The 21,680-nt window shown below is 73.0% G+C and carries 17 protein-coding genes; 11 read left to right on the forward strand and 6 right to left on the reverse strand.

Annotated features, from left to right (window positions below):
* Positions 1-169 precede the first annotated feature (169 nt).
* From ACFWUY_RS23075 to dgoD, 5 genes are all read left to right on the forward strand, one after another.
* Complete coding sequence (locus ACFWUY_RS23075) at positions 170-1,075, forward strand: SMP-30/gluconolactonase/LRE family protein (RefSeq protein WP_384111865.1); 906 nt, start codon at positions 170-172, stop codon at positions 1,073-1,075.
* 70 nt (positions 1,076-1,145) lie between these two features.
* On the forward strand, positions 1,146-1,835 hold the full coding sequence (locus ACFWUY_RS23080) for a bifunctional 4-hydroxy-2-oxoglutarate aldolase/2-dehydro-3-deoxy-phosphogluconate aldolase (protein WP_384111869.1): 690 nt from the start codon (positions 1,146-1,148) through the stop codon (positions 1,833-1,835).
* Complete coding sequence (locus ACFWUY_RS23085) at positions 1,832-2,887, forward strand: sugar kinase (RefSeq protein WP_384111872.1); 1,056 nt, start codon at positions 1,832-1,834, stop codon at positions 2,885-2,887. The genes ACFWUY_RS23080 and ACFWUY_RS23085 overlap by 4 nt, the downstream gene beginning before the upstream one ends.
* Positions 2,888-2,937: 50 nt before the next feature.
* Positions 2,938-3,690, forward strand: a complete 753-nt coding sequence (locus tag ACFWUY_RS23090) for an SDR family NAD(P)-dependent oxidoreductase (protein ID WP_384111875.1) — start codon at positions 2,938-2,940, stop codon at positions 3,688-3,690.
* Positions 3,687-4,832, forward strand: coding sequence for a galactonate dehydratase (gene dgoD, locus ACFWUY_RS23095; protein ID WP_384111878.1), 1,146 nt, complete (start codon positions 3,687-3,689; stop codon positions 4,830-4,832). The genes ACFWUY_RS23090 and dgoD overlap by 4 nt, the downstream gene beginning before the upstream one ends.
* A 61-nt stretch (positions 4,833-4,893) precedes the next feature.
* Here dgoD and ACFWUY_RS23100 read toward each other — a convergent pair whose 3' ends face one another.
* Together ACFWUY_RS23100 and ACFWUY_RS23105 are read right to left on the reverse strand one after the other, a co-directional pair.
* Positions 4,894-6,483 (reverse strand): arabinogalactan endo-beta-1,4-galactanase, encoded by a 1,590-nt coding sequence (locus ACFWUY_RS23100; RefSeq protein ID WP_384111881.1) that lies wholly within the window; start codon positions 6,481-6,483, stop codon positions 4,894-4,896.
* Positions 6,484-6,701: 218 nt separating this feature from the next.
* Positions 6,702-8,729 (reverse strand): beta-galactosidase, encoded by a 2,028-nt coding sequence (locus tag ACFWUY_RS23105; protein ID WP_384111884.1) that lies wholly within the window; start codon positions 8,727-8,729, stop codon positions 6,702-6,704.
* A 207-nt stretch (positions 8,730-8,936) separates the two neighbouring features.
* Here ACFWUY_RS23105 and ACFWUY_RS23110 point away from each other — a divergent pair, with 207 nt between their 5' ends.
* Genes ACFWUY_RS23110 through ACFWUY_RS23125 form a run of 4 tightly spaced genes read left to right on the forward strand, consistent with a single transcriptional unit; the run spans position 8,937 to position 13,142 of the window.
* A complete protein-coding gene (locus tag ACFWUY_RS23110; RefSeq protein ID WP_384111887.1) occupies positions 8,937-10,247 on the forward strand; it encodes an ABC transporter substrate-binding protein in 1,311 nt (436 codons plus the stop codon).
* Positions 10,244-11,176: a carbohydrate ABC transporter permease gene (locus ACFWUY_RS23115; RefSeq protein ID WP_384111890.1), complete on the forward strand. Its 933-nt coding sequence runs from the start codon at positions 10,244-10,246 to the stop codon at positions 11,174-11,176. Before ACFWUY_RS23110 ends, ACFWUY_RS23115 begins: the two co-directional genes overlap by 4 nt.
* Positions 11,173-12,087 carry a carbohydrate ABC transporter permease gene (locus ACFWUY_RS23120; RefSeq protein ID WP_384111897.1) on the forward strand — a complete coding sequence of 305 codons (915 nt, stop codon included), beginning with the start codon at positions 11,173-11,175 and terminating at the stop codon, positions 12,085-12,087. Before ACFWUY_RS23115 ends, ACFWUY_RS23120 begins: the two co-directional genes overlap by 4 nt.
* A 29-nt stretch (positions 12,088-12,116) precedes the next feature.
* Positions 12,117-13,142: a LacI family DNA-binding transcriptional regulator gene (locus tag ACFWUY_RS23125; RefSeq protein ID WP_384111900.1), complete on the forward strand. Its 1,026-nt coding sequence runs from the start codon at positions 12,117-12,119 to the stop codon at positions 13,140-13,142.
* Between the two features lie 562 nt (positions 13,143-13,704).
* On the opposite strand, the gene ACFWUY_RS23130 is transcribed toward ACFWUY_RS23125, so the two are convergent.
* The 3 genes from ACFWUY_RS23130 to rhaI form a co-directional block, all read right to left on the reverse strand.
* A complete protein-coding gene (locus tag ACFWUY_RS23130) occupies positions 13,705-15,135 on the reverse strand; it encodes a rhamnulokinase family protein (RefSeq protein WP_384111975.1) in 1,431 nt (476 codons plus the stop codon).
* A gap of 122 nt (positions 15,136-15,257) precedes the next feature.
* Positions 15,258-17,303, reverse strand: a complete 2,046-nt coding sequence (locus tag ACFWUY_RS23135) for a bifunctional aldolase/short-chain dehydrogenase (protein WP_384111903.1) — start codon at positions 17,301-17,303, stop codon at positions 15,258-15,260.
* Between the two features lie 70 nt (positions 17,304-17,373).
* Entirely contained in the window at positions 17,374-18,540 is a 1,167-nt protein-coding gene (gene rhaI / locus ACFWUY_RS23140; RefSeq protein ID WP_384111907.1) for an L-rhamnose isomerase, read from the reverse strand.
* A 174-nt stretch (positions 18,541-18,714) separates the two neighbouring features.
* Here rhaI and ACFWUY_RS23145 point away from each other — a divergent pair, with 174 nt between their 5' ends.
* Both ACFWUY_RS23145 and ACFWUY_RS23150 read left to right on the forward strand, forming a co-directional pair.
* Entirely contained in the window at positions 18,715-19,035 is a 321-nt protein-coding gene (locus tag ACFWUY_RS23145; protein WP_384111911.1) for an L-rhamnose mutarotase, read from the forward strand.
* Between the two features lie 106 nt (positions 19,036-19,141).
* Complete coding sequence (locus tag ACFWUY_RS23150) at positions 19,142-20,350, forward strand: LacI family DNA-binding transcriptional regulator (protein ID WP_384111915.1); 1,209 nt, start codon at positions 19,142-19,144, stop codon at positions 20,348-20,350.
* Between the two features lie 45 nt (positions 20,351-20,395).
* Here the strand turns inward: ACFWUY_RS23150 and xylA are convergent, their stop codons facing one another.
* A complete protein-coding gene (xylA, locus tag ACFWUY_RS23155; RefSeq protein ID WP_384111919.1) occupies positions 20,396-21,565 on the reverse strand; it encodes a xylose isomerase in 1,170 nt (389 codons plus the stop codon).
* Positions 21,566-21,680 lie beyond the last annotated feature (115 nt).

Raw genomic sequence — 21,680 nt, forward strand, 5'->3', positions numbered from 1 at the left:
TCCTCCGCTGGTACGGCCCGGGTGGGGCCCCGTGGGTACGACCCGGGATGGGGCCCCGTCCCGCGATCTTATTCAAAGGGTTGGAAGAAGCGGCGGGCGGAATATTTACAACCGTTAGACGAACCCGTAGTTTTTCGAGTGCGCACCACCCGCCGACCGAGGAGGCCAGATGCAGCACCTCAGGGCCGTACCCTGCTCCCCCCTGCCCGGACGCCTGACCGAAGGACCCGTCTGGGACACCCGGCGCCAGGAACTGCTCTGGGTGGACATCCCCGAGGGCCTCGTCCACCGGGCCGTGCTCACCGAGGAGCAGGGACACCCCGACCTCGTCCCCGTCGTCACGCTCCGGTTCGACCGCCCCGTCGGCGCCGCCCTGCCCTGTGTCTCCGGAGCCCTGCTCGCCGCCGCGGGCACCTCCTTCCTGCGCCTGGAGCAGGACCGGCCGGTCACCGAGGCCGTCGAGATCGCCGCCCCCGTCCTCCCCGAGGACGGCCTGCCGCGCCGGATGAACGACGCCGCCGTCGACCCCGCCGGCCGGCTCCTCGCCGGGACCATGGCGTACGACGAGAGCCCCGGCGCGGGCGCCCTCTACCGCCTCGACGGCGAGGGCCTCGTCACCCTCGTCGACTCCGTCACCATCTCCAACGGCCTCGGCTGGAGCCCGGACGGCACCCGCCTCTACTACGCCGACAGCCCCACCGGCCGCGTCGACGCCTTCGCCTACGACACGCAGAAGGGCACCTTGAGCGACCGCCGCCCCTTCGCGGTCCTCGACCGCGGTGTGCCGGACGGCCTCACCGTCGACAGCGAGGGGCGCGTCTGGGTCGCCTCGTGGGGAGGCGGCGAGGTTCTCGCCTTCACCCCCGACGGCACCCTCCACGCGCGCGTGGAGGTCCCCGCCTCGCACGTCACCAGTTGTGCCTTCGCCGGACCAGGCCTCGACGTCCTGGTGATCACGACGGCGACGGAGGGCCTCGACGAGGAGCGGCGGCGCGCCGAGCCCGACGCGGGACGGCTGTTCGTCTGCCGCCCCGGCGCCACCGGACTGCCCCAGCCCCCGTACGCGGACCGCTGACCCGTGGGCCTGTCTTCCGGATCAGGCCCACCGCCGCACCCTCCCCGCACCAAGGAAGAAGCAGCGCACCATGACCGCCCCTCAGCAGACGGCCGGCCGGCCGGACGGATCCGCCCCGTCCGACGGACTCCGCGCCGCCCTCGCCGCCGCACCCGTCATCGCGATCCTCCGCTCCACCTCCGCGACCCGCTTCGCCGAAGTCACCGACACCCTCCTGGCCTCCGGGGTCCGCGCCGCCGAGTTCACCCTCACCACCCCCGGCGTGCTCGACGCCCTGCGCGAGTACGCCGCCGACGCCCCGCCCGGGCTCGCCCTCGGCGCCGGTACGGTCACCACGCCCGCCGAGGCCCGGGCGGCCGTCGAGGCCGGGGCCACCTACCTCATCACCCCCACCACCTCCACCGAGGTCATCGCGGAGGCCGTCCGCCTGGGCGTCCCCGTGCTGCCCGGCGCGTACACCCCCACCGAGATCCTCACCGCCTGGCGGGCGGGCGCCACCATGGTGAAGCTCTTCCCCGCCGCCACCGGCGGACCCGAGTACCTCCGCGCCGTCCGCGCCCCGCTCCCCGACGTCCCCCTCGTACCGACGGGGGGCATCGGTGCCGCGGACGCCCCCGCCTACCTCGCCGCCGGCGCCACCGCGCTCGGCATCGGCGGCCCCCTCGTCGGGGACGCCTGCGAGGGCGGCTCCCTCGCCGCGCTGACCGAGCGCGCCGCCGCCTTCCTCGACGGGATACGCCGGGACGTGACAGCCCGATGACGGCCGGAAGCACGGCCGGAAGAACGGCCGGAAGCACCGCCGAAAGTACGGCCGGAAGCACCGCCGGGAGCGCGCTCAGGAGCGCGCCCGGAAGCGCGCCCGCCCTCGTCACCCTCGGCGAGGCCATGGCGGTCGTCGCCGCCACCGGACCCGGACCGCTCGCCACGGGCGCCCCCCTCCGCCTCGGCTGGGCCGGTGCCGAGGCGACCGTCGCCATCGGCGTCAGCCGCCTCGGCCACCGGGCCGCCTGGACCGGCCGGGTCGGCGAGGACGCCGCCGGTGCCATGGTCCTCGCGGGACTGCGCGCCGAGGACGTCGACGTGTCCGCCGCCCGTACGGACCCGGCGGCGCCCACCGGCCTGATGCTCCGTGAGCGCCGCACCGCCGACCGGCTCCGCGTCAGCTACTACCGGGCCGGGCTCGCCGGATCCCGGCTCGCGCCCGGAGACCTCGACGAGGCACAGATCACCGGGGCGCGGGTGCTGCACGTCACCGGCATCACCCCGGCGTTGAGCGACACCGCCCGCGCCGCCGTCGCCCGCGCCGTCGCGCTCGCCCGCGCCGCCGGGGTCACCGTCTCCTTCGACGTCAACCACCGCGAGCGCCTCTGGAGCCGCGCCGCCGCCGCCGAGGCGCTGGCAGGGCTCCTCCCGCAGGCCGACATCGTCTTCGCCGGACCCGAGGAGGCCTCCCTCTTCGTGTCCGACGACGTGCCCGAGGACGAGCCCGAGCGGATGGCCCGCGCCCTGACCCGGCTCGGGCCGGGGCAGGCCGTGCTCAAACTCGGCGCGCGAGGGGCCCTCGTGGCCACCGGAGACGGTGCCCTCCACGTCCGGCCCGCCGTCCCCGTCACCGCCGTCGACCCCGTCGGCGCGGGTGACGCCTTCGTCTCCGGCTATCTCGCCGCCGTCCTCGACGGCTCGCCGGTGGAGGAACGGCTGCGCCTCGCCGCGCTCTGCGGGGCCTTCGCGGTCTCGGTCCCCGGCGACTGGGAAGGCCTCCCGTGCCGTGCCGAACTCGGCCTGCTCACGGCCCAGGACATCACCCGCTGACGCGCCGCTCCCTCTCGTACCCGCACTCGGAAACACCAGGAACCCACGCCATGAACCGTTTCTCCGGACAGACCGCCGTCGTCACCGGCGCGGCCTCGGGCATCGGAGCGGCCAGTGCCGCCCGGCTCGCCGCCGAGGGCGCCGCCGTGGTCGTCTCCGACATCGCGGACGAGGCCGGCGAGGCCGTCGCCGCCGCCATCCGCGCCGACGGCGGCCGAGCCGCCTACGTCCGCTGCGACGTCTCCTCCGAGGCGGACTGGACCGCCCTGCGCGCCCAGGCGCACGCCCGCTTCGGCCCGGTGGGCATCCTCCACAGCAACGCCTTCACCCACACCCCCGCCGCCGCCCACGAACTCCCCGTCGCCACCTGGGACCGGGAGATGGCCGTCAACCTCCGCGCCCTCTACCTCGCGGCCCGCACCTTCCTCGACGACCTGCGCGCCGAGCGCGGCAGCGTCGTCGCCACCTCCAGCGTCCACGCCGACTTCGGCCTGCCCGGCTACCCCGCCTACGCCGCCGCCAAGGGCGGCATGTGCGCCCTGGTCCGCCAGTTCGCCGTCGAGTACGGGCCCGACGTGCGCTTCAACTCCGTCCTGCCGGGACCGATCCTCACCGACGTCTGGAACGACGTCGACGAGGAGGGCCGCCGGCTCTCCGCCGACGCCACCGCCCTCGCCCGCCTCGGCCGCCCCGAGGAGGTCGCGTCCGCCGTCGCGTTCCTCGCCTCCGCCGACGCCGCCTACATCACCGGAACCAACCTGGTCGTCGACGGCGGCTGGACCGTGAAGAAGGAGTCCAAGTGAAGATCACCTCCCTGCGCACCTACCTCGTCGCCCCGCGCTGGTGCTTCCTGCGCGTCGACACCGACGAGGGCGTCACCGGCTGGGGCGAGCCCGTCGTCGAGGGCCGCGCCCACACCGTGGCCGCCGCCGTCGAGGAGCTCTCCGACCACCTGATCGGCCAGGACCCGATGAAGATCGAGGACCACTGGCAGGTCCTCACCAAGGGCGGCTTCTACCGGGGCGGCCCGGTCCTCTCCAGCGCCGTCGCCGGCATCGACCAGGCCCTCTGGGACATCACGGGCAAGGCCCTCGGCGTGCCCGTGTGGCAGCTGCTCGGCGGCAACGTCCGCGACCGCGCCCGCGTCTACAGCTGGATCGGCGGCGACCGCCCCGACGAGGTCGCCTCCGAGGCCCTGGCCCGTAAGAACGAGGGCTTCACCGCGATCAAGATGAACGCCTCGGCGCAGCTGCGGCTCATCGACACCCCTGCCGCCACCCAGGCCATCGTGGACCGGGTCGCGTCCATCCGGGAGGCCGTCGGCGACGAGTTCGACATCGCCATCGACTTCCACGGGCGGCTCACCGCCCCGATGGCCCGCCGGGTCCTGCCGCTCCTGGAGCCGTACCTGCCCTTCTTCGTGGAGGAGCCGGTCGTCCCGGAGATGAGCGACCACATCGGCGACGTCGTCCGCTCCACCTCCGTCCCGATAGCCACCGGCGAACGCCTCTACTCCCGCTGGGACTTCAAGAAGGTCCTCGACCAGGGCATCGCGGTCGCGCAGCCGGACCTCTCGCACGCCGGCGGCATCTCGGAGGTGCGCAGGATCGCCGCGATGGCGGAGGCGTACGACGTCTCCCTCGCCCCGCACTGCCCGCTGGGCCCGATCGCGCTCGCCTCCTGCCTCCAGGTCGGCTTCGCCGCGCCGAACCTGCTGATCCAGGAGCAGAGTCTCGGCATCCACTACAACACCGGCTCCGACCTGCTCGACTACCTGGTCGACCCGTCGGTCTTCCGGTACGAGGACGGGCACGTGGGCCTGCCGACCGGGCCGGGCCTCGGGATCGAGGTCGACGCGAAGGCGGTCGAGCGGGCGGCCGAGGTGGGTCACCGCTGGCGCAACCCGGCCTGGCGCAGGGACGACGGCTCGCTCGCCGAGTGGTAGGCACGACAGGCGGAAGGGGCGGGCCCGTTCGCGGGCCCGCCCCTTCCTCATGGTGTGCCGGTCAGCGGTGGGCGAGCCAGCCCGCCGCGGGGAGCAGCCTGCTGTCGTAGTCGAACAGGGCCTGGTTCTCCCAGGCGTTGCCCGACGAGGGGTCGGTCGGGTCCCAGCCGTTGCCCGCGACGGCGGTCCAGGCCGGCTCCCAGTAGACGACGCCGAGGCCGCGGCCGTTCGGCACGGCCTCGACGACGTTCATGATGTCGCGCAGCCAGGCCGACTGCCCGGCCGGGCTCGCCGGGTAGCCGGGGATCAGCTCGGACGACAGGTCGATGATGTTCTCGTGGGAGTCCTCGCTGTCGAGACGGAACGGGTACGCGGTCTCGACGACCATGACCTTCTTGCCGTAACGGGCCGAGATGTCGTCCAGGTTGGTCTGGAGCGCGGAGAGCGCGCCGTGCCAGTAGCCGTAGAAGGAGAGGGCGATGACGTCGTAACTCACGCCCTGCGCCTTCGCGTTGTCGAACCACGTGCGGTAGAGGGTGTTGTCGCCGCCGTTGGCGAGGTGCAGGGCGATCTGCGTGGTCGACGAGACCGCCTTGGCCGCCGAGATGCCGGACTTGAGCAGCCCGCCGAGCTGGGACCAGTTGGACGTGGAACCCTCGGGCCAGAGCATGCCGGTGTTGATCTCGTTGCCGATCTGCACCATGTCGGCCGTGGTGCCCTGTGCCTTCAGGGCGTTCAGGACGTCGTACGTGTGGTTGTAGACGTCCGTGGTCAGCTGGGAGTACGAGTGTCCCGTCCAGGCGGCGGGCTTGCTCTGGGCGCCCGGATCGGCCCAGACGTCCGAGTAGTGGAAGTCGACGAGGAGCTTCATGCCCTGCGCCTTGATGCGCTTGGCGGTGGCGAGGACGCGCGCCTTGTCGTTGTAGCCGTCGGCCGGGTTCACCCACACCTTGAGGCGGCCGTAGGTCGCGCCCGCGTTCTTCAGGATGGCGACCGGGTCACCGTTGACGCCCGCGGCGGTGCGGTAGGTGCCGCCGAGGTCCTCGTTCTTCTTGAGGGCCGAGAGGTCGACGCCCTTGACCGCGAGCCCGGTCGTGCCGGAGGTGAAGGTGAGGTCGTCGACGTTCAGCCAGTTCCCGGCCCTGGCATCGGAGTTGACGCTGACGGTGCAGCCGCCGCCGACCACCTTGACGGAGGTGACGAGCCGTATCCAGGCGCCGTTCGAGGTCACCGGGAGGTCGGTGCGCTGTTCCGCCGAGCCGCAGTTGCGCAGGGCGAGGTAGGCCGCGTTCTGGCCGCCGCCCGAGCGCACCCAGGCGCTCAGCGTGTACGTGCCGTCGGTGAGCCCGGAGAGGTACTGGTACGTCTCCACCTTGTACGCGGAGGCCGACCAGTGGCTGAGGCGGTAGCCGCCGCTGTGGCCCCCGGCCTCGGTGAACGAGGCCGCGTTCTGGCCGGCGGCCGAGTAGGTGGACCAGCCGGCCGGGGTGGCGGTCCCGGCGGCGTCGCTCTCGAACCCGGCGTTGGTGAGGGTGGCGGCGGCCTCGGCCTCCTGTGCGGCGGGCAGCGGGGCCAGGAGCAGGGCGCCCAGCGCGGCGGCGACGGCCGCGGCGCGCAGACGGAAGCGGCTTCTGGGAGTGGTGCGGTGCATCGTCGAGTCCCTTTCGACGGTGGCGGATGTGAGGTGTGGTGCGGTGGTTCCTCGCGGTGGTACGGCTCACCCGGGGGCGGCGCAGCGGGTGCGGGCCGCCCCCGGGGAGATCGGGGGCCCCGGCGGCAGGGCCGGGGGAGGAGTGGTGCGGCCGGGCGTCGCGGATGGTGCGGTCGGGCGTCGCGGGTGATGCGGTCGGGCGTCGAGGCGTGGTGCGGTCAGCCGTCGAGGCGTACGACCCTGACGGCGCCGGCCGGGACGGTGAGCTCGCCGGCCACGGGGGCGCCGTCGGCGAGGAGTTCCGTCCCGGTGCCGTCGAGCGGCACCACGGCGTCCTCGGTGGAGTGGTTGAGCGCGAAGAGGTACTGCTGCCCGCCCTCCCCGGCGCGGCGCACCACCTCCACGTCCCGGGGGAGCGCGGCGCGGGGGGCGACCCCGGCGTCCTCGCAGGCGGCGGCGACGATCGCGTCGAGCGAGGCCGCGTCGAGGCGGGTGGAGACGTACCAGGCGGTGCCCCGGCCGAGCCGGTTCCGGGTGACCGCGGGCCCGCCGGCGGCCGGCCCGTCCGCGTACGTCCACACGGTCTCGGCGCCCCCCGGCCGGACGAACTCCGTCCACACGTCGCCGGTGAGCGAGGCGCCGTCCGGCCCCTCGATCCGTACCCGCCGGTCGTCGAGGAGCGGCGACCACTCCTCCACGGTCAGGCCGAGGACGTCCCGCAGGGCGCCGGGGTAGGCCCCGGGGTGCACGGCGTCGTGCTCGTCGACGATGCCGGAGAAGTACGAGACGACGAGGGTGCCGCCGTTCTCGACGTACTCGCGGAGGTTCTGTCCGGCGGCCTCGGTCATGAGGTAGAGCGCGGGCACGACGACCAGCGGGTAGGCCGAGAGGTCGGCCTCGGGGTGGGCGAAGTCGACGGTGAGGTGCCGGTCGTAGAGGGTCTCGTAGAAGCTGTCGGCGCGCTCGCGGGCGTCGTGGGCCTCGTTCGGCCGCCACTCCAGGCCCTGCGCCCACCAGGAGTGCCAGTCCCAGAGCACGGCGACGTCGGGGACGGTCCGGGTGCCGCGCACCTCGGCGAGCGCGTCCAGGCCGGTGCCGAGCGCGACGACCTCGCGCCAGATCCGGGTGTCGGTGCCGCCGTGCGGGACCATCGCGGAGTGGAACTTCTCGGCGCCGCGCCGGGACTGGCGCCACTGGAAGAACATGGCGCCCTCGGAGCCGCGGGCGACGTGGGCGAGGGAGTTGCGGGCCATCTCGCCGGGGCGCTTGGCCGGGTTGCGCGGCTGCCAGTTGACGCCGCTCGTGGAGTGTTCGAGCAGCAGCCAGGGCGCGCCGCCGGCGACGGAGCGGGTGAGGTCGGCGGCCATGGCGAGGTTGACGTGGGTGCGGCGGCCGTCGGTGATCAGGTAGTGGTCGTTGGTGACGAGGTCGACCTCGCGGCCCCAGGCCCAGTAGTCGAGGGAGTCGCACTGGCTGAGGGCGGTCATGAAGTTGGTGGTGACGGGGATGCCGGGCGCGAGCTCGTGGAGGATGTCCCGTTCCGCCCGGAAGTTCTCGCGGAGGGTGGTGTCGGCGAAGCGGCGGTAGTCGAGCTGCTGGGCCGGGTTGCCGACGGTGGGGGTGACCCGGGGCGGGTCGATCTCCTCGTACGAGCCGTAGCGCTGTCCCCAGAAGGCGGTGCCCCAGGCCTCGTTCACGGCCTCCACCGAGCCGTACGTCCGGTCCAGCCAGCGGCGGAAGTGGGCGGCGCAGTTGTCGCAGTAGCAGGCGCTGACGGGGACGCCGTACTCGTTGTGGACGTGCCAGAGGGCGAGCGCGGGGTGGCTGCCGTAGCGGCGGGCCAGCTCGGTGGTGATCCGGGCGGCGGCCTCGCGGTAGGCGGGGGAGCTGTGGCAGATCGCCCCGCGGGAGCCGTACGAGTAGCGGATTCCCTCGGCGGTGACGGGCAGGGCCTCCGGGTGGGCGCGGTAGAACCAGGCGGGCGGCGCCACGGTCGGCGTGCCCAGGTCGACCCGGACGCCGTGCTCGTGGAGCAGGTCGAGGAGCCGGTCGAGCCAGTCGAAGTCGTAGCGGCCCGGCTCCGGTTCCAGGAGGGCCCAGGAGAAGATCCCGACGCTCACCATGGTGACGCCGGCCTCCCGCATGAGCCGGACGTCCTCCTGCCAGACGCTTTCCGGCCACTGTTCGGGGTTGTAGTCCCCGCCGAACGCGAGCCGGTGCAGGCCCTTGGGAGTGGTCTGCGACATGAGTATCTCCTGAGACGTCGAACGAGGAAAGCTTCGTTCCACTGGGAACGTGCACACACCGGGTCTCGATGCGGCAACGCAACATAACCGCACATGAACAACCATTGACAAGTGTCCGGAACATTTCTCTACTGTGAACGCTCACAGATGCATGGCCGGCCCTCCGTCCGCGGAAGAGGCCCCTTTCGGTCAGGGAGAAACAACCCCATGCCCCACATCACGCGCCGCGGCCTCGCCGCCGCCACCGCCGTCCTCGTCGGCGCCACCGCGCTCACCGCCTGTGGATCCGACTCCGGCGACGGGGCGGGCGCGGGTTCCGGCCCCGTCAAGCTCACCTACTGGGCCTGGGCGCCCGGCATGGACAAGGTCGCCGCCCTCTGGAACGCCGAGCACCCCGACATCCAGGTCACGGTGCAGAAGCAGGCCTCGGGCGACGACCTCGTCACCAAGATCATCACCGCCACGAAGGCCCACAAGGGTCCCGACCTGGTGCAGGCCGAGTACCAGGCGCTGCCGACCCTGGTCTCCAACGACGCCCTCGCGGACATCGCTCCCGAGGTCCAGGGCGTCAAGGACGAGTTCGCCCCGGGCATCTGGCAGCAGACCACCTTCGGCGGCGAGGCCGTCTACGCGCTGCCGCAGGACTCCGGCCCGTTGATGTTCTTCTACCGCGAGGACCTCTTCAAGCAGTACGGCCTGACCGTCCCCACCACGTGGGACGAGTTCGCCGAGACCGCCCGCGCCCTCAAGAAGAAGGCGCCGAAGAAGGCCCTGACCACCTTCTCCGCCAACGACGCCGGCCTCTTCGCCGGCCTCTCCCAGCAGGCCGGCGCCAAGTGGTGGACCTTCGAGGGCGACACCTGGAAGGTCGGCATCGACGACCCCGCCACCCGGAAGGTCACCGACTTCTGGGGCGGCCTGGTCGCCGAGGGCGCCGTCGACAACCAGCCGATGTACACGCCCGCCTGGAACAAGGCCCTCAACACCGGCGAGCAGCTCGCCTGGGTCAGCGCCGTGTGGGCCCCCGGCACCCTGACCACCGCCGCTCCCGACACCAAGGGCAAGTGGGCCATGGCCCCGCTCCCGCAGTGGAACAAGGGCGAGAACGCCACCGGCAGCTGGGGCGGCTCCTCCACGGCCGTCACCACCGACTCCAAGCACAAGGAGGCCGCCGCGAAGTTCGCCACCTGGCTGAACACCGACCCCAAGGCCCTGGAGGCCCTGGTCAGGGAAAGCGGCATCTACCCGGCCGCCACCGCCGCCCAGACCAGCGGCGCCCTCGCGCAGGCCCCCGCCTTCTTCCCGAACCAGGCCGACTTCTACACTCGCGCCGCCGAGATAGCGAAGACCACCGCACCGGCCGCCTGGGGCCCCAACGTGAACGTCGCCTACACGTCCTTCAAGGACGAGTTCGGCAAGGCCGCCAAGGCGAAGTCCGGCTTCGACGCCGCCCTCGCCAAGGTCCGGACGGCCACCGTCGCCGACCTGTCGAAGCAGGGCTTCGAGGTCGCCAAGTGACACAGCCCCCCAAGGGCGCACGCAGGTCGTACGGGGTCAAGGCGGCCCCGTACGGCTTCCTCCTCCCCGCAGGCGTCCTCTTCGTCCTCTTCTTCGCCCTGCCCATCGGCTACGCCCTCTGGCTCAGCTTCCACAAGGTCCGGATCAAGGGACTCGGCCTCGGCAAGGGTGCCAAGACCGAGGTCTGGGCCGGCCTGGAGAACTACACCTCCGCCCTCACCGACTCCGAACTCCTCGGCAGCGCCCTGCGCGTCCTCGGCTACGGTGCGATCGTCGTCCCCGTGATGCTCGGCCTGGCACTGTTCTTCGCGCTCCTGCTCGACTCCGAGCGCGTCCGGGGCCGCTCCTTCGCCCGGCTCGCGATCTTCCTGCCGTACGCCGTCCCCGGCGTCATCGCGGCCGTCCTCTGGGGCTTCCTCTACCTCCCGGACGTCAGCCCGTTCCTCTTCCTCCTGGAGAAGGCCGGACTGCCGCAGCCCGACCTCATGGACGGCGGACCGCTCTACCTCGCGATGTCGAACATCGCCGTCTGGGGCGGTACCGGCTTCAACATGATCGTCATCTACACCGCGCTGCGCTCCCTGCCCGCCGAGGTGTACGAGGCCGCCAAGCTCGACGGCTGCTCCGAGCTCCAGATCGCGCTCCGCATCAAGATCCCGATGGTGGTCCCCTCGCTGGTGCTCACCTTCTTCTTCTCGATCATCGCGACCCTCCAGGTCTTCAACGAGCCCATGACGCTCAAGCCGCTCACCAACGGCATCCCGAGCACCTGGAGCCCCCTCATGAAGGTCTACAGCGACGCGTTCACCGGCGGGAACATCTACGCCGCCTCGGCCACCGCCGTCGTGCTCGCCCTCGCCACCTTCGCGCTCTCCTTCGCGCTCCTCAGGATCTCCAACCGCCGCACCACACAAGGAGCAACCCGATGACCGGGCTCGCCTCCCCGACCGTCCGCAAGGACGCCCCGGCCGCCGGCACCACCCCCGGCGTCCCGCAGGGCCCTCCCGCCCCGCGGCGCACCGCCCTCCTGCCCACGGCAGCCCTCGTCCTGGGCGCGCTGTACTGCCTGCTGCCCGTCGCCTGGGTCCTGGTCGCCGCCACCAAGCCGGCCTCCGACCTCTTCTCCACCTTCACCTTCCTCCCCGGCAACGGCCTCGGCGACAACGTCTCCGACCTCACCGCCTACCGGGAGGGCATCTACTGGCGCTGGATGGGCAACTCCGTCCTCTACGCGGGACTCGGCGCCGTCCTGTCCACCGTCGTCTCCGCGTTCGCCGGATACGCCCTCGCCGTCTACCGCTTCCGCGGCCGCGAGGCCTTCTTCAACATCATGCTCACCGGCGTCCTCATGCCCCCGGTCATCCTCGCCATCCCGCAGTACCTGCTCATGGCCGGGGCCGACCTGACGGACACGTACGCCTCCGTGCTGCTGCCGCTGGTCCTCTCCCCGTACGGCGTCTACCTCGGCCGCATCTACGCCGAGGCCGCCATCCCCATGGAGCTCGTCGAGGCGGGCCGCGTGGACGGTGCGGGGGAGTGGCGGATCTTCCTGCGCGTCGCCGTCCCGATGATGTCCCCGGGCCTGGTGACGATCTTCCTCTTCCAGTTCGTCGCCATCTGGAACAACTTCCTGCTGCCGTTCATCATGCTCGGCGACGACGAGAAGTTCCCCATGACCGTCGGCCTGTTCACCCTGCTCAAGCAGGGCGCGAGCCAGCCCTCCCTCTACAACCTCGTGATCACCGGCGCGCTCCTCGCCGTCGTCCCGCTCATCGCCCTGTTCCTCGTCATCCAGCGCTTCTGGAGCCTCGACCTGCTCTCCGGCGCCGTAAAGTCCTGAGCACAGGGGATCGAGGGGAAACACACAGCATGAGCACAGCAGCGAGCAGGCGCCGCCCGGCGACCATCCACGACGTGGCCCGCGAGGCGGGCGTCTCGCGCGGCACCGTCTCCCGCGTCCTCAACGGCGGCCACTACGTCAGCCCGACGGCGAAGGCGGCCGTCGACGCCGCGATCCGAAGAACGGGCTACGTCGTCAACCGGCACGCCCGCTCGCTGATCACCGGCAAGTCCGACTCCGTCGCCTTCCTCCTCACCGAACCGCAGGAGCGCTTCTTCGAGGACCCCAACTTCAACGTGCTGCTCCGCGCCTGCACCCAGGCGCTCGCCGCCCAGGACATCCCGCTGCTCCTGATGATCGCGGGCACCGAGGACGAGCGCCGCCGCAACCTCCGCTACATCGAGGCCGGGCACGTCGACGGCGTCCTCCTCGTCTCCAGCCACTCCGGTGACCCCGTGGTGGCCCGGCTGCACGAGGCCGGCGTCCCCGTCGTCGCCTGCGGCAAGCCGCTCGGTCAGACCGCCAAGATCGGCTACGTCGCGGCCGACGACCGCGACGGCGCCCGCGACATGGTCCGCCACCTGTACGCCTCCGGGCGGCGCCGGATCGCCACCGTCACCGGACCGCTCGACACCCCCGGCGGGGTGGAGCGCCTCGCCGGCTACCGCGAGACGCTCGCCGAGTGCGGACTGCCCGCCGACGAGACGCTGATCGCCTCCGGCGACTACAGCCGGGCCAGCGGCGAGGACGCGGCCCGCGCGCTCCTGGAGCGCGCCCCGGACATCGACGCCGTCTTCGTCGCCTCCGACCTGATGGCACAGGGCGCCCTCGACGCATTCGCCCGCGCGGGCGTCCGGGTCCCCGGGGACATCGCCGTGGGCGGCTTCGACGACTCCCCCGCGGCCCTGTCCTCCCGGCCCTCGCTCACCACCATCCGGCAGCCGTGGGACCGGATCAGCTCCGAGATGGTGCGCATGCTCCTGGCCCGGATAGCGGGTGACGACCCGTCGGCGGTGATCCTGCCGACGGAACTCGTCCACCGCGAATCGGCGTAGAGCCGCCCGGCGGCCTGGCGCGGCGCGGCCCGGCCCGGTCCGAGCCGGCGCGGCCCGGCTCGGCGCGGCCCGTCCGGCCTGGTCTGGCGCGGCGCGGTCCGACACGGCTTGGCGCGGCCGACACGGCCCGGCCGGTCTGGCTCGGCCCGACGCGGCTCTACCCGGCGCGGCCTGGTCCCGTCCGGCCCGGCGCGGCCCGTCCGGCCCGGCGCGGCCCGTCCGGCTTGGCTCGGTCCGGATCGACAAACGGCTCCCGGTCGCGTCGTACGGGCCGTGCGTGTGTACGTGTCGCACGCGTAAGCGGCCGGACTCCTCGGGGGCCGGCCGCTTGGGCACTGTCCGGCGGGTCATGGACGGGGTCGCGGCATCTGGTGCATGGGCCTCCCCGGGCCCGCAGAGCCCAGGGACGCGGCGAGGTGCCGTGCCAGATGTCGCGGCCTGTCCGACCCTGATCCGCCGGACAGGGCCTACGCGCCTCACGCGCCGGTCATCAGGGCGACGGCGTCGACGGGTACGGGCCCGGGGACGTCCTCGACGGCGCTCGTCTCCGGGACGACACGCGTCACGGGTTCCTCGAAGACGGTTCGAGCCGGGCGGCGGCCGCCTCCCAGGCGGCGCCGTCGCGGTGGTCCTCGCGCGGCACGTAGTGCCGCAGGGCCTGGGTGCCCGCGACGAGGTCCCGCATCGAGGCGAGGTCGCCGACGAGCCCGGCGGCGCGGGCCTGGACGAGGACGTTCCCGAGAGCCGTGGCCTCGACGGGACCCGCGACGACGGGAAGCCCGGTGGCGTCCGCCGTCAGCTGGCACAGCAGCGCGTTCCGGGCTCCGCCGCCCACCAGATGCACCCGGGTGATCTCCCGGCCCGCCAGCTCGGCCGCCTGCCGCAGGGTGCGCCGGTGGGCGAGGGCCAGGCTCTCCAGGACGCAGCGGACCACCGCCCCCGGACTCCCGGGCGGGGGCTGCCCGGTCCGGCGGCAGTACGCCCGTATCCGCTCCGGCACGTCGCCGGGGGCCAGGAACTCCGGCGCGTCCGGGTCGACGACGGCCGCGAACGGCTCCGCGCGCGCCGCCGCCGCGAGCAGCTCGTCGAGCCCGGCGGTCCGCCCCTGCCCCTCCCAGGTGCGGCGGCACTCCTCCAGGAGCCACAGGCCCATGATGTTGCGCAGGAAGCGGACGGTTCCGTCGACCCCGCGCTCGTTGGTGAAGTCGGCCGCCCTGGCCTCCTCCGTCAGCACCGGGGACTCCAGCTCGAGACCGGCCAGCGACCAGGTGCCGCAGGAGAGGTAGGCGAAGTTCCGGCCCTCGGCGGGGACCGCGACGACGGCCGACGCGGTGTCGTGCGAGGCGACCGTCGTCACCGGCGTCCCGGCGTCCAGACCGGTGTACTCGGAGACGTACGGCAGCAGCACGCCCGCCGGATCGCCGGGCGCCCGCAGCGGCGGCAGCAGACCGGGGTCGATCGCGAGCCGGTCGAGCAGCCCGGCGGACCAGCCGCCCGCACGCGCGTCGAAGAGGCCCGTGGTGGAGGCGTTGGTCTCCTCGGCGCCGACCGTCCCCGTCAGCCAGTGGACGAACAGGTCAGGCATCAGCAACAGCGTCCTCGCCGAACCCAGTTGGACGCTTCCGGCGGCCGACGCGAGCTGGAAGACCGTGTTGAACGGCAGGCGCTGGAGACCGGTGACCCGGTACAGCTCCGCCGCGCCCACCCGTTCCCCGACCTTCTCGGCCGCGCCGTCGGTACGCCCGTCACGGTAGTGGTACGGCGCGCCGAGCAGAGCGCCGTCCGCGTCGAGGAGGCCGTAGTCCACCGCCCAGGTGTCGACGCCCACGGAGGCCACGCCACCGGAACGGGCGGCGACGCGCAGCCCGTCCAGGACGCCCTGGAAGAGCGCGAGGACGTCCCAGCGCAGCCCGTCGGGCAGCCGGACCGGGGTGTTGGGGAAGCGGTGGGCCTCGGTGAGTTCCAGCCGGCCGGGGCCGACCCGGCCGAGCATCACCCGGCCGCTCGTCGCACCGAGGTCCGCCGCCGCGAAGACGTCCCGGGGCCGGTGCCCGCGCGCCGGGACGCCCGGGGAGGAACGCCCGCGCGCCGGGACGCTCCGGGAGGAACGCCCGCTCACCGGAGGAAGGCCGCGGCCACGCCCGCGTCCACCGGCACGTGGAGGCCGGTGGTGTGGCTCAGGTCGCCGCCGGTCAGCGCGAAGACCGCGTTGGCCACGTGCTCCGGCAGCACCTCCCGCTTGAGCAGCGTGCGCCCCGCGTAGAACGCGCCGAGCTCCTCCTCCGCGATGCCGTACGTCGCCGCCCGCTGCGCCCCCCAGCCGCCTGCGAAGATCCCGGAGCCGCGTACCACCCCGTCCGGGTTGACACCGTTGACCCGGATGCCGTGCTCCCCCAACTCTGCTGCAAGGAGGCGTACTTGATGGGCCTGATCGGCCTTGGTGGCCGAGTAGGCGATGTTGTTCGGACCGGCGAAGACCGCGTTCTTGGAGGCGATGTAGACGATGTCCCCGCCGAGCCCCTGCCCGATCATGAGCCGCGCCGCCTCCCGGGAGACCAGGAAGGAGCCCCGGGCCATGATGTCGTGCTGGAGGTCCCAGTCCCGCGCGGTGGTCTCCAGGAGCGGCTTCGAGACGGAGATCCCCGCGTTGTTGACGACCAGGTCGACCCCGCCGAAGGCGAGCAGCGCCGCCCGGAACGCCGCGCCGATCTGCTCCTCCGACGTGACGTCCACGGTGACCGCCACCGCCCGGTCGGGCCCGCCCAGCTCGTCGGCGACGGCGGCCGCGTTGTCACCGTTCAGGTCGGCGACCACCACGCAGGCGCCCTCCGCGACGAGCCGGTGCGCGATGGCCCGCCCGATGCCGCTGCCCGCCCCCGTCACGAGCGCCACCCTCGTCGCGAGGGGCCGGGGCTTCGGCATCCGCCGCAGCTTGGCCTCCTCGAGGTCCCAGTACTCGATCCGGAACTTCTCCGACTCCTCGATCGGCGCGTACGAGGAGACCGCCTCGGCGCCCCGCATGACGTTGATCGCGTTGACGTAGAACTCGCCGGCCACGCGCGCGGTCTGCTTGTCCCGGCCGAAGGAGAACATGCCCACCCCGGGCACGAGCACGATCGCCGGGTCGGCGCCCCGCATCGCCGGTGAGTCCTCGGTGGCGTGCCGCGCGTAGTAGGCGGCGTACTCCTCGCGGTACGCGGTGTGCAGTTCGCGCAGCCGGTCCACCGCCCGGTCGAGCGGCACGTCGGCGGGCAGGTCGAGGACGAGCGGCCGGACCTTGGTCCGCAGGAAGTGGTCGGGGCAGGACGTCCCCAGGGCGGCGAGCCGCGGGTGCTCGGCGCGGGCCAGGAAGTCGAGCACCGCGTCGGAGTCGGTGAAGTGCCCGACCTGCGGGTGGTCCTGGGAGGCGAGCCCCCGTACGTACGGGGCGAGGGCGGCGGCCCGCTCCCGGCGCGCGTCCTCGGCGAGCGGCTCGTACCCCTCGACCACCGGCCCGAAGGGCTCGGGGCGGCCCCGCTCGACGAGGAAGGCCTCGGCGGTCCGGATGATGTGCAGCGCGTTGCGCTCGCACTCCTCCGAGGTGTCGCCCCAGGCGGTGATGCCGTGCCCGCCGAGGACGCAGCCGATCGCCCGGGGGTTGGCCGCCCTGACCGCGGCGATGTCCAGACCCAGCTGGAAGCCGGGCCGGCGCCACGGCACCCAGACCACCGTGTCGCCGAAGCAGTCGGCGGTCAGCTTCTCCCCGTCGGCGGCGCACGCGAGCGCGATCCCCGCGTCCGGGTGCAGATGGTCGACGTGGGCGGCCTCCACGAGACCGTGCATGGCGGTGTCGATGGACGGGGCCGCGCCCCCCTTCCCGTACAGGCAGTGGTCGAAGGCGGCGACCATCTCGTCCTCGCGCTCCACCCCCGGGTAGACGTCGACGAGTGCGCGGAGCCGGTCGAGGCGGAGCACCGCGAGTCCGTCCTCGGTGAGCGTGCCCAGGTCGCCGCCGGAGCCCTTGACCCACATGAGGTCGGCCGGACGGCCGGTCACGGGGTCGGCGACGGAGCCCTTGGCGGAGGCGTTGCCGCCCGCGTAGTTGGTGGTGCGGGGATCGGCGCCGAGCCGGTGGGCGCGTTCCAGGAGGGCGGCGACTTCGGGCGGGGTGGCGGAGGCCATGGTGGATCTTCCTTCGGGGCGGGTGGGAGGGACCGGGGCGGATGGGTGAGAGGGGAGGGGAGGGGAAGGGCTACGCGCCCCAGCCGGCCTGCCGGCCGCCGACGCGTTCGGTGGCGATCCGCTCCTGCCGTCCGGAGCGGAGGTAGGCGGCGACCGGGTCCGGGTCGAGGCCCCGCTCCTCGCGCAGCGCGCGCAGCAGGGGCCGTACGTCGGTGTCGTAGGCGTCCATCAGGACGGCGTTGGCGCCGAGCACGTCACCGTTCCGCTGCGCGGCGGCGAGGGCCTCGCCGTCGACGAGCAGAGCCTTGGCGGTGGCCTCCTGGACGTTGGCCACCGAGCGGATCACCGCGGGGACCTTCTCCTCGATGTTGTGGCACTGGTCGAGCATGAAGGCGATGCCCGCCGCGGGATCGAGGCCGCCGTTGCGGACGACCTCGTGCATGATCCGGAAGAGCTGGAAGGGGTCGGCGGCGCCGGCCATCAGGTCGTCGTCCGCGTAGAACCGCGAGTTGAAGTCGAAGCCGCCGAGCCGCCCCTCCCGGAGCAGCAGGGCGACGATGAACTCGATGTTGGTGCCCGGCGCGTGGTGGCCGGTGTCCACGACCACCCGGGCCTTCGGGCCCAGCTTGAGGCAGTGCGCGTACGCGGTGCCCCAGTCGGGCACGTCGGTGGTGTAGAAGGCGGGCTCGAAGAACTTGTACTCCAGGAGCATCCGCTGGTCGTCCCCCAGCCGGCCGTAGACCTCGGCGAGTGCCTCGGCCAGCCGCTCCTGGCGGGCCGTGACGTCGTCCTGGCCGGGGTAGTTGGTGCCGTCGGCGAACCACAGCTTCAGATCCGTCGAACCGGTGGCGTCCATGATGTCGACGCACTCGAGGAGGTGGTCGACGGCCTTGCGGCGCACCTTCGCGTCCGGGTGGCAGACGCTGCCGAGCCGGTAGGCGTCGTCCTGGAAGGTGTTGGAGTTGATCGCGCCCAGCTCCAGGCCGCGCTCCTTCGCGTACGCGGCGAGGGCGGCCCAGTCGTCGACCCGGTCCCAGGGGATGTGGAGGGACACCTTGGGGGCGATGCCGGTGTAGGCGTGCACCTGTGCCGCGTCGTCGAGCTTCTCGTACGGGTCACGGGGCACGCCCGGCCGCGCGAACACCTTGAACCGGGTCCCGGAGTTTCCGTAGCCCCAGGAGGGCGTCTCGATCCGCTGCGCGGCGAGTGCGGCCTTCACGGCGGCGATGTCGGGCATGTTCACCTCGGGACTTGTCGGGGCATGAAATGAATCGATTCAGTCTTCGGTGGAAGCTAGCCATCGTCCGTGATGTCGTCAAGACTCTTGACCGTGATCTCCCTCAGGACCTAGCGTCCTGCTCCACAGAAATGAAACATTTCATTAGGACGAACCGGAGACCGGAGGACGTACATGCGGCGGGTCTGCTTCCTGCTCAAGGTCCGGGCCGAGCGCGTGGCGGAGTACCGGGCGCGCCACACGGAGGTCTGGGACGGCATGCTCACGGCGCTCTCCGCCGCCGGCTGGCACAACTACTCCCTGTTCCTCCGCGAGGACGGGCTCCTCGTCGGCTATCTGGAGACGCCCGACTTCGACCGGGCGCGGGCCGCGATGGAGGCCACCGAGGTCAACGCCCGCTGGCAGGCGGAGATGGCGGAGTTCTTCGAGGAACTCGACGGGCAGGCGCCCGACGCCGCCATGCGCCCGCTGACCGAGGTCTTCCACCTCGCGTGAGCCGTCCGGGGCGACGGGCCGGCGCGGAACGGCCGCATAGGATGAAACGCGGGGCGGGACCCCGCCCGGGCGGGGCGGCAGGGGCAGGACGGACCAGGTGGGACGGATGACGGACACCGCGCGGACAACCGGGAACGGCGGACACGCCGACAGCGGCGGGAGCGCGAGGGGCGCCGGGCGGGCCGGAGGAGCCGGGGGAGCCGGGCGGGAATCCAAGGCCGGGCAGACCGGAGGCGCCGGACGGGCCGCGAACACCGGGCAGGCCGGGGGCGCCGGGCAGGCCGCGCCCGCCGGGGGCGTCGGCAGCGTCGGCATCAAGGACGTGGCGCGCGAGGCGGGAGTCTCCGTCGGCACCGTCTCCAACGTGATCAACCAGCCGGACCGGGTCTCGCCCGCGACGCTCCAGCACGTGCGACGGGTCATCGCCCGCCTCGGCTACGTGCGCAGCGAGTCCGCCCGCCAGCTCAGGGCCGGCCGCAGCCGGATCATGGCGCTGCTCGTCCTCGACATGGGCAACCCCTTCTTCGTCGACATCGCCCGTGGGGCCGAGCGCACCGCCCGTGCGGCCGGCCTGCGCGTCATGGTCTGCAACAGCGACCAGAGCCCCCGTGACGAGGCCGACTACCTCGCCCTCTTCGCCGAGCAGCGCGTCCGGGGCGTCCTCGTCACCCCGGCCGACCCCAGCGGGGCGAACCTGCGGGAGTTCCGGCGCCACGGCATCCCGTCCGTGCTCGTCGACCGGGTGGCGGCCGACGGGGCCGGCTGCTCCGTCTCCGTCGACGACGTCGTCGGCGGCTCCCTGGCGATCCGGCACCTCGTCGCCACGGGACACCGGTCCTTCGCGTACGTCAGCGGACCGTCCCACCTCCAGCAGGTCCGCGACCGGCGCGAGGGGGCCCTGCTCGCGCTCGCCGAGGCCGGGCTGCCCGCCTCGGCGCTCCGGGACATCCCGGCCGAGCGCCTCGACGTGACCTCGGGCCGGGACGCCGGCTCGCGGCTGCTCGGTCTCCCCGACCGTCCGACCGCCGTCTTCTGCGCCAACGACCTGCTGGCCCTCGGCGTGCTCCAGGCGCTGTACGCGGCGGGGGTCCGGGTCCCGGAGGACATGGCCATCGTCGGCTACGACGACATCGAGTTCGCCGCGGCCGCGACCGTACCGCTGACGTCCGTACGACAGCCGGCCCTCACGCTCGGGGCGAAGGCGGCCGAACTCCTCCTGGAGGAGACCGGCGAACAGGCGGCCGACCACCGGCACGAGCACGTCGTGCTCCAGCCGGAACTGGTCGTCCGCCGCTCGACGCTCGCCGGTCACTGACCCCCGTACGGAGCCGTCCCCGGAGGCCCCCGTACGGAGACGTCCTCAGCGGACGCCGAGCAGGTGCTCCAGAGCCAGCTGGTCCAGGTGCTCGAAGGCCATCGAGCGGGCCGCCGCCGCGTCCGGGTCGAAGGCCTCGTACGCCGTGGGGTCGGCGAGCAGGGCGGCGAGGCCGTCCGAGGCGGTGGGCTGGGCCAGTTCGTCCAGGCGGGAGGCGGCGAGCGCCGCGACGACGTCCGGGTCGGCGCGGAAGGCCGCCGCGCGCTCCTTGAGGATCAGGTAGTTGCGCATGCAGTTCTTCGCGGACTCCCACACCCCGTCGAAGCCGTCCGTGCGCACCGGCTTGAAGTCGAAGTGACGCGGCCCTTCGTACCCGGCCGTCTCCAGGAGGTCCACCAGCCAGAAGGCCTGGCGCAGGTCGCCCGCGCCGAAGCGGAAGTCCTGGTCGTACTTGATGCCGGACTGGCCGTTGAGGTCGATGTGGAAGAGCTTGCCCGCCCACAGGGCCTGGGCGATGCCGTGCGGGAAGTTGAGGCCGGCCATCTGCTCGTGGCCGGTCTCCGGGTTCACGCCGACGAGCTCGGGGCGCTCCAGGCGCTCGATGAAGGCCAGGGCGTGGCCGATGGTGGGCAGCAGGATGTCGCCGCGCGGCTCGTTGGGCTTGGGCTCGATGGCGAAGCGCAGGTCGTAGCCCTGCTCGGTGACGTACTGGCCGAGCAGGTCGAAGGCCTCCTTCATCCGGTCGAGCGCGACCCGGACGTCCTTCGCCGCGCCGGACTCGGCGCCCTCCCGGCCGCCCCAGGCGACGTAGACGCCGGCGCCGAGCTCGACGGCCAGGTCGATGTTGCGCAGGGTCTTGCGCAGGGCGAAGCGGCGCACGTCCCGGTCGTTGGCGGTGAAGCCGCCGTCCTTGAAGACCGGGTGGGTGAAGAGGTTGGTGGTGGCCATCGGCACCTTGAGGCCGGTGCGGTCCAGGGCCGCCCGGAAGCGCTTGACGACGGCCTCGCGCTCGGTCTCCGGGGCGCCGAAGGGGATGAGGTCGTCGTCGTGGAACGTCACGCCGTACGCGCCGAGCTCGGCGAGCCGCTCGACGGACTCGACGGGGTCGAGGGCGGGGCGGGTGGCCTCGCCGAAGGGGTCGCGGCCCTGCCAGCCGACGGTCCACAGGCCGAAGGTGAACCGGTCCTCGGGGACGGGGGAGAAGAGATCCGGCATGGTGTGTCCTTCTCTTGGGATTTGTTTTCTGAGATAACTAATACGGGACGGACGCACCCGGGCGCCAGCCCCGGACGCGAATCGACCCCTTCCGGCCCCTTCGGACCCCAGCCGA

The organism is Streptomyces sp. NPDC058664, assembly GCF_042716635.1.
Lineage (GTDB): Bacteria > Actinomycetota > Actinomycetes > Streptomycetales > Streptomycetaceae > Streptomyces.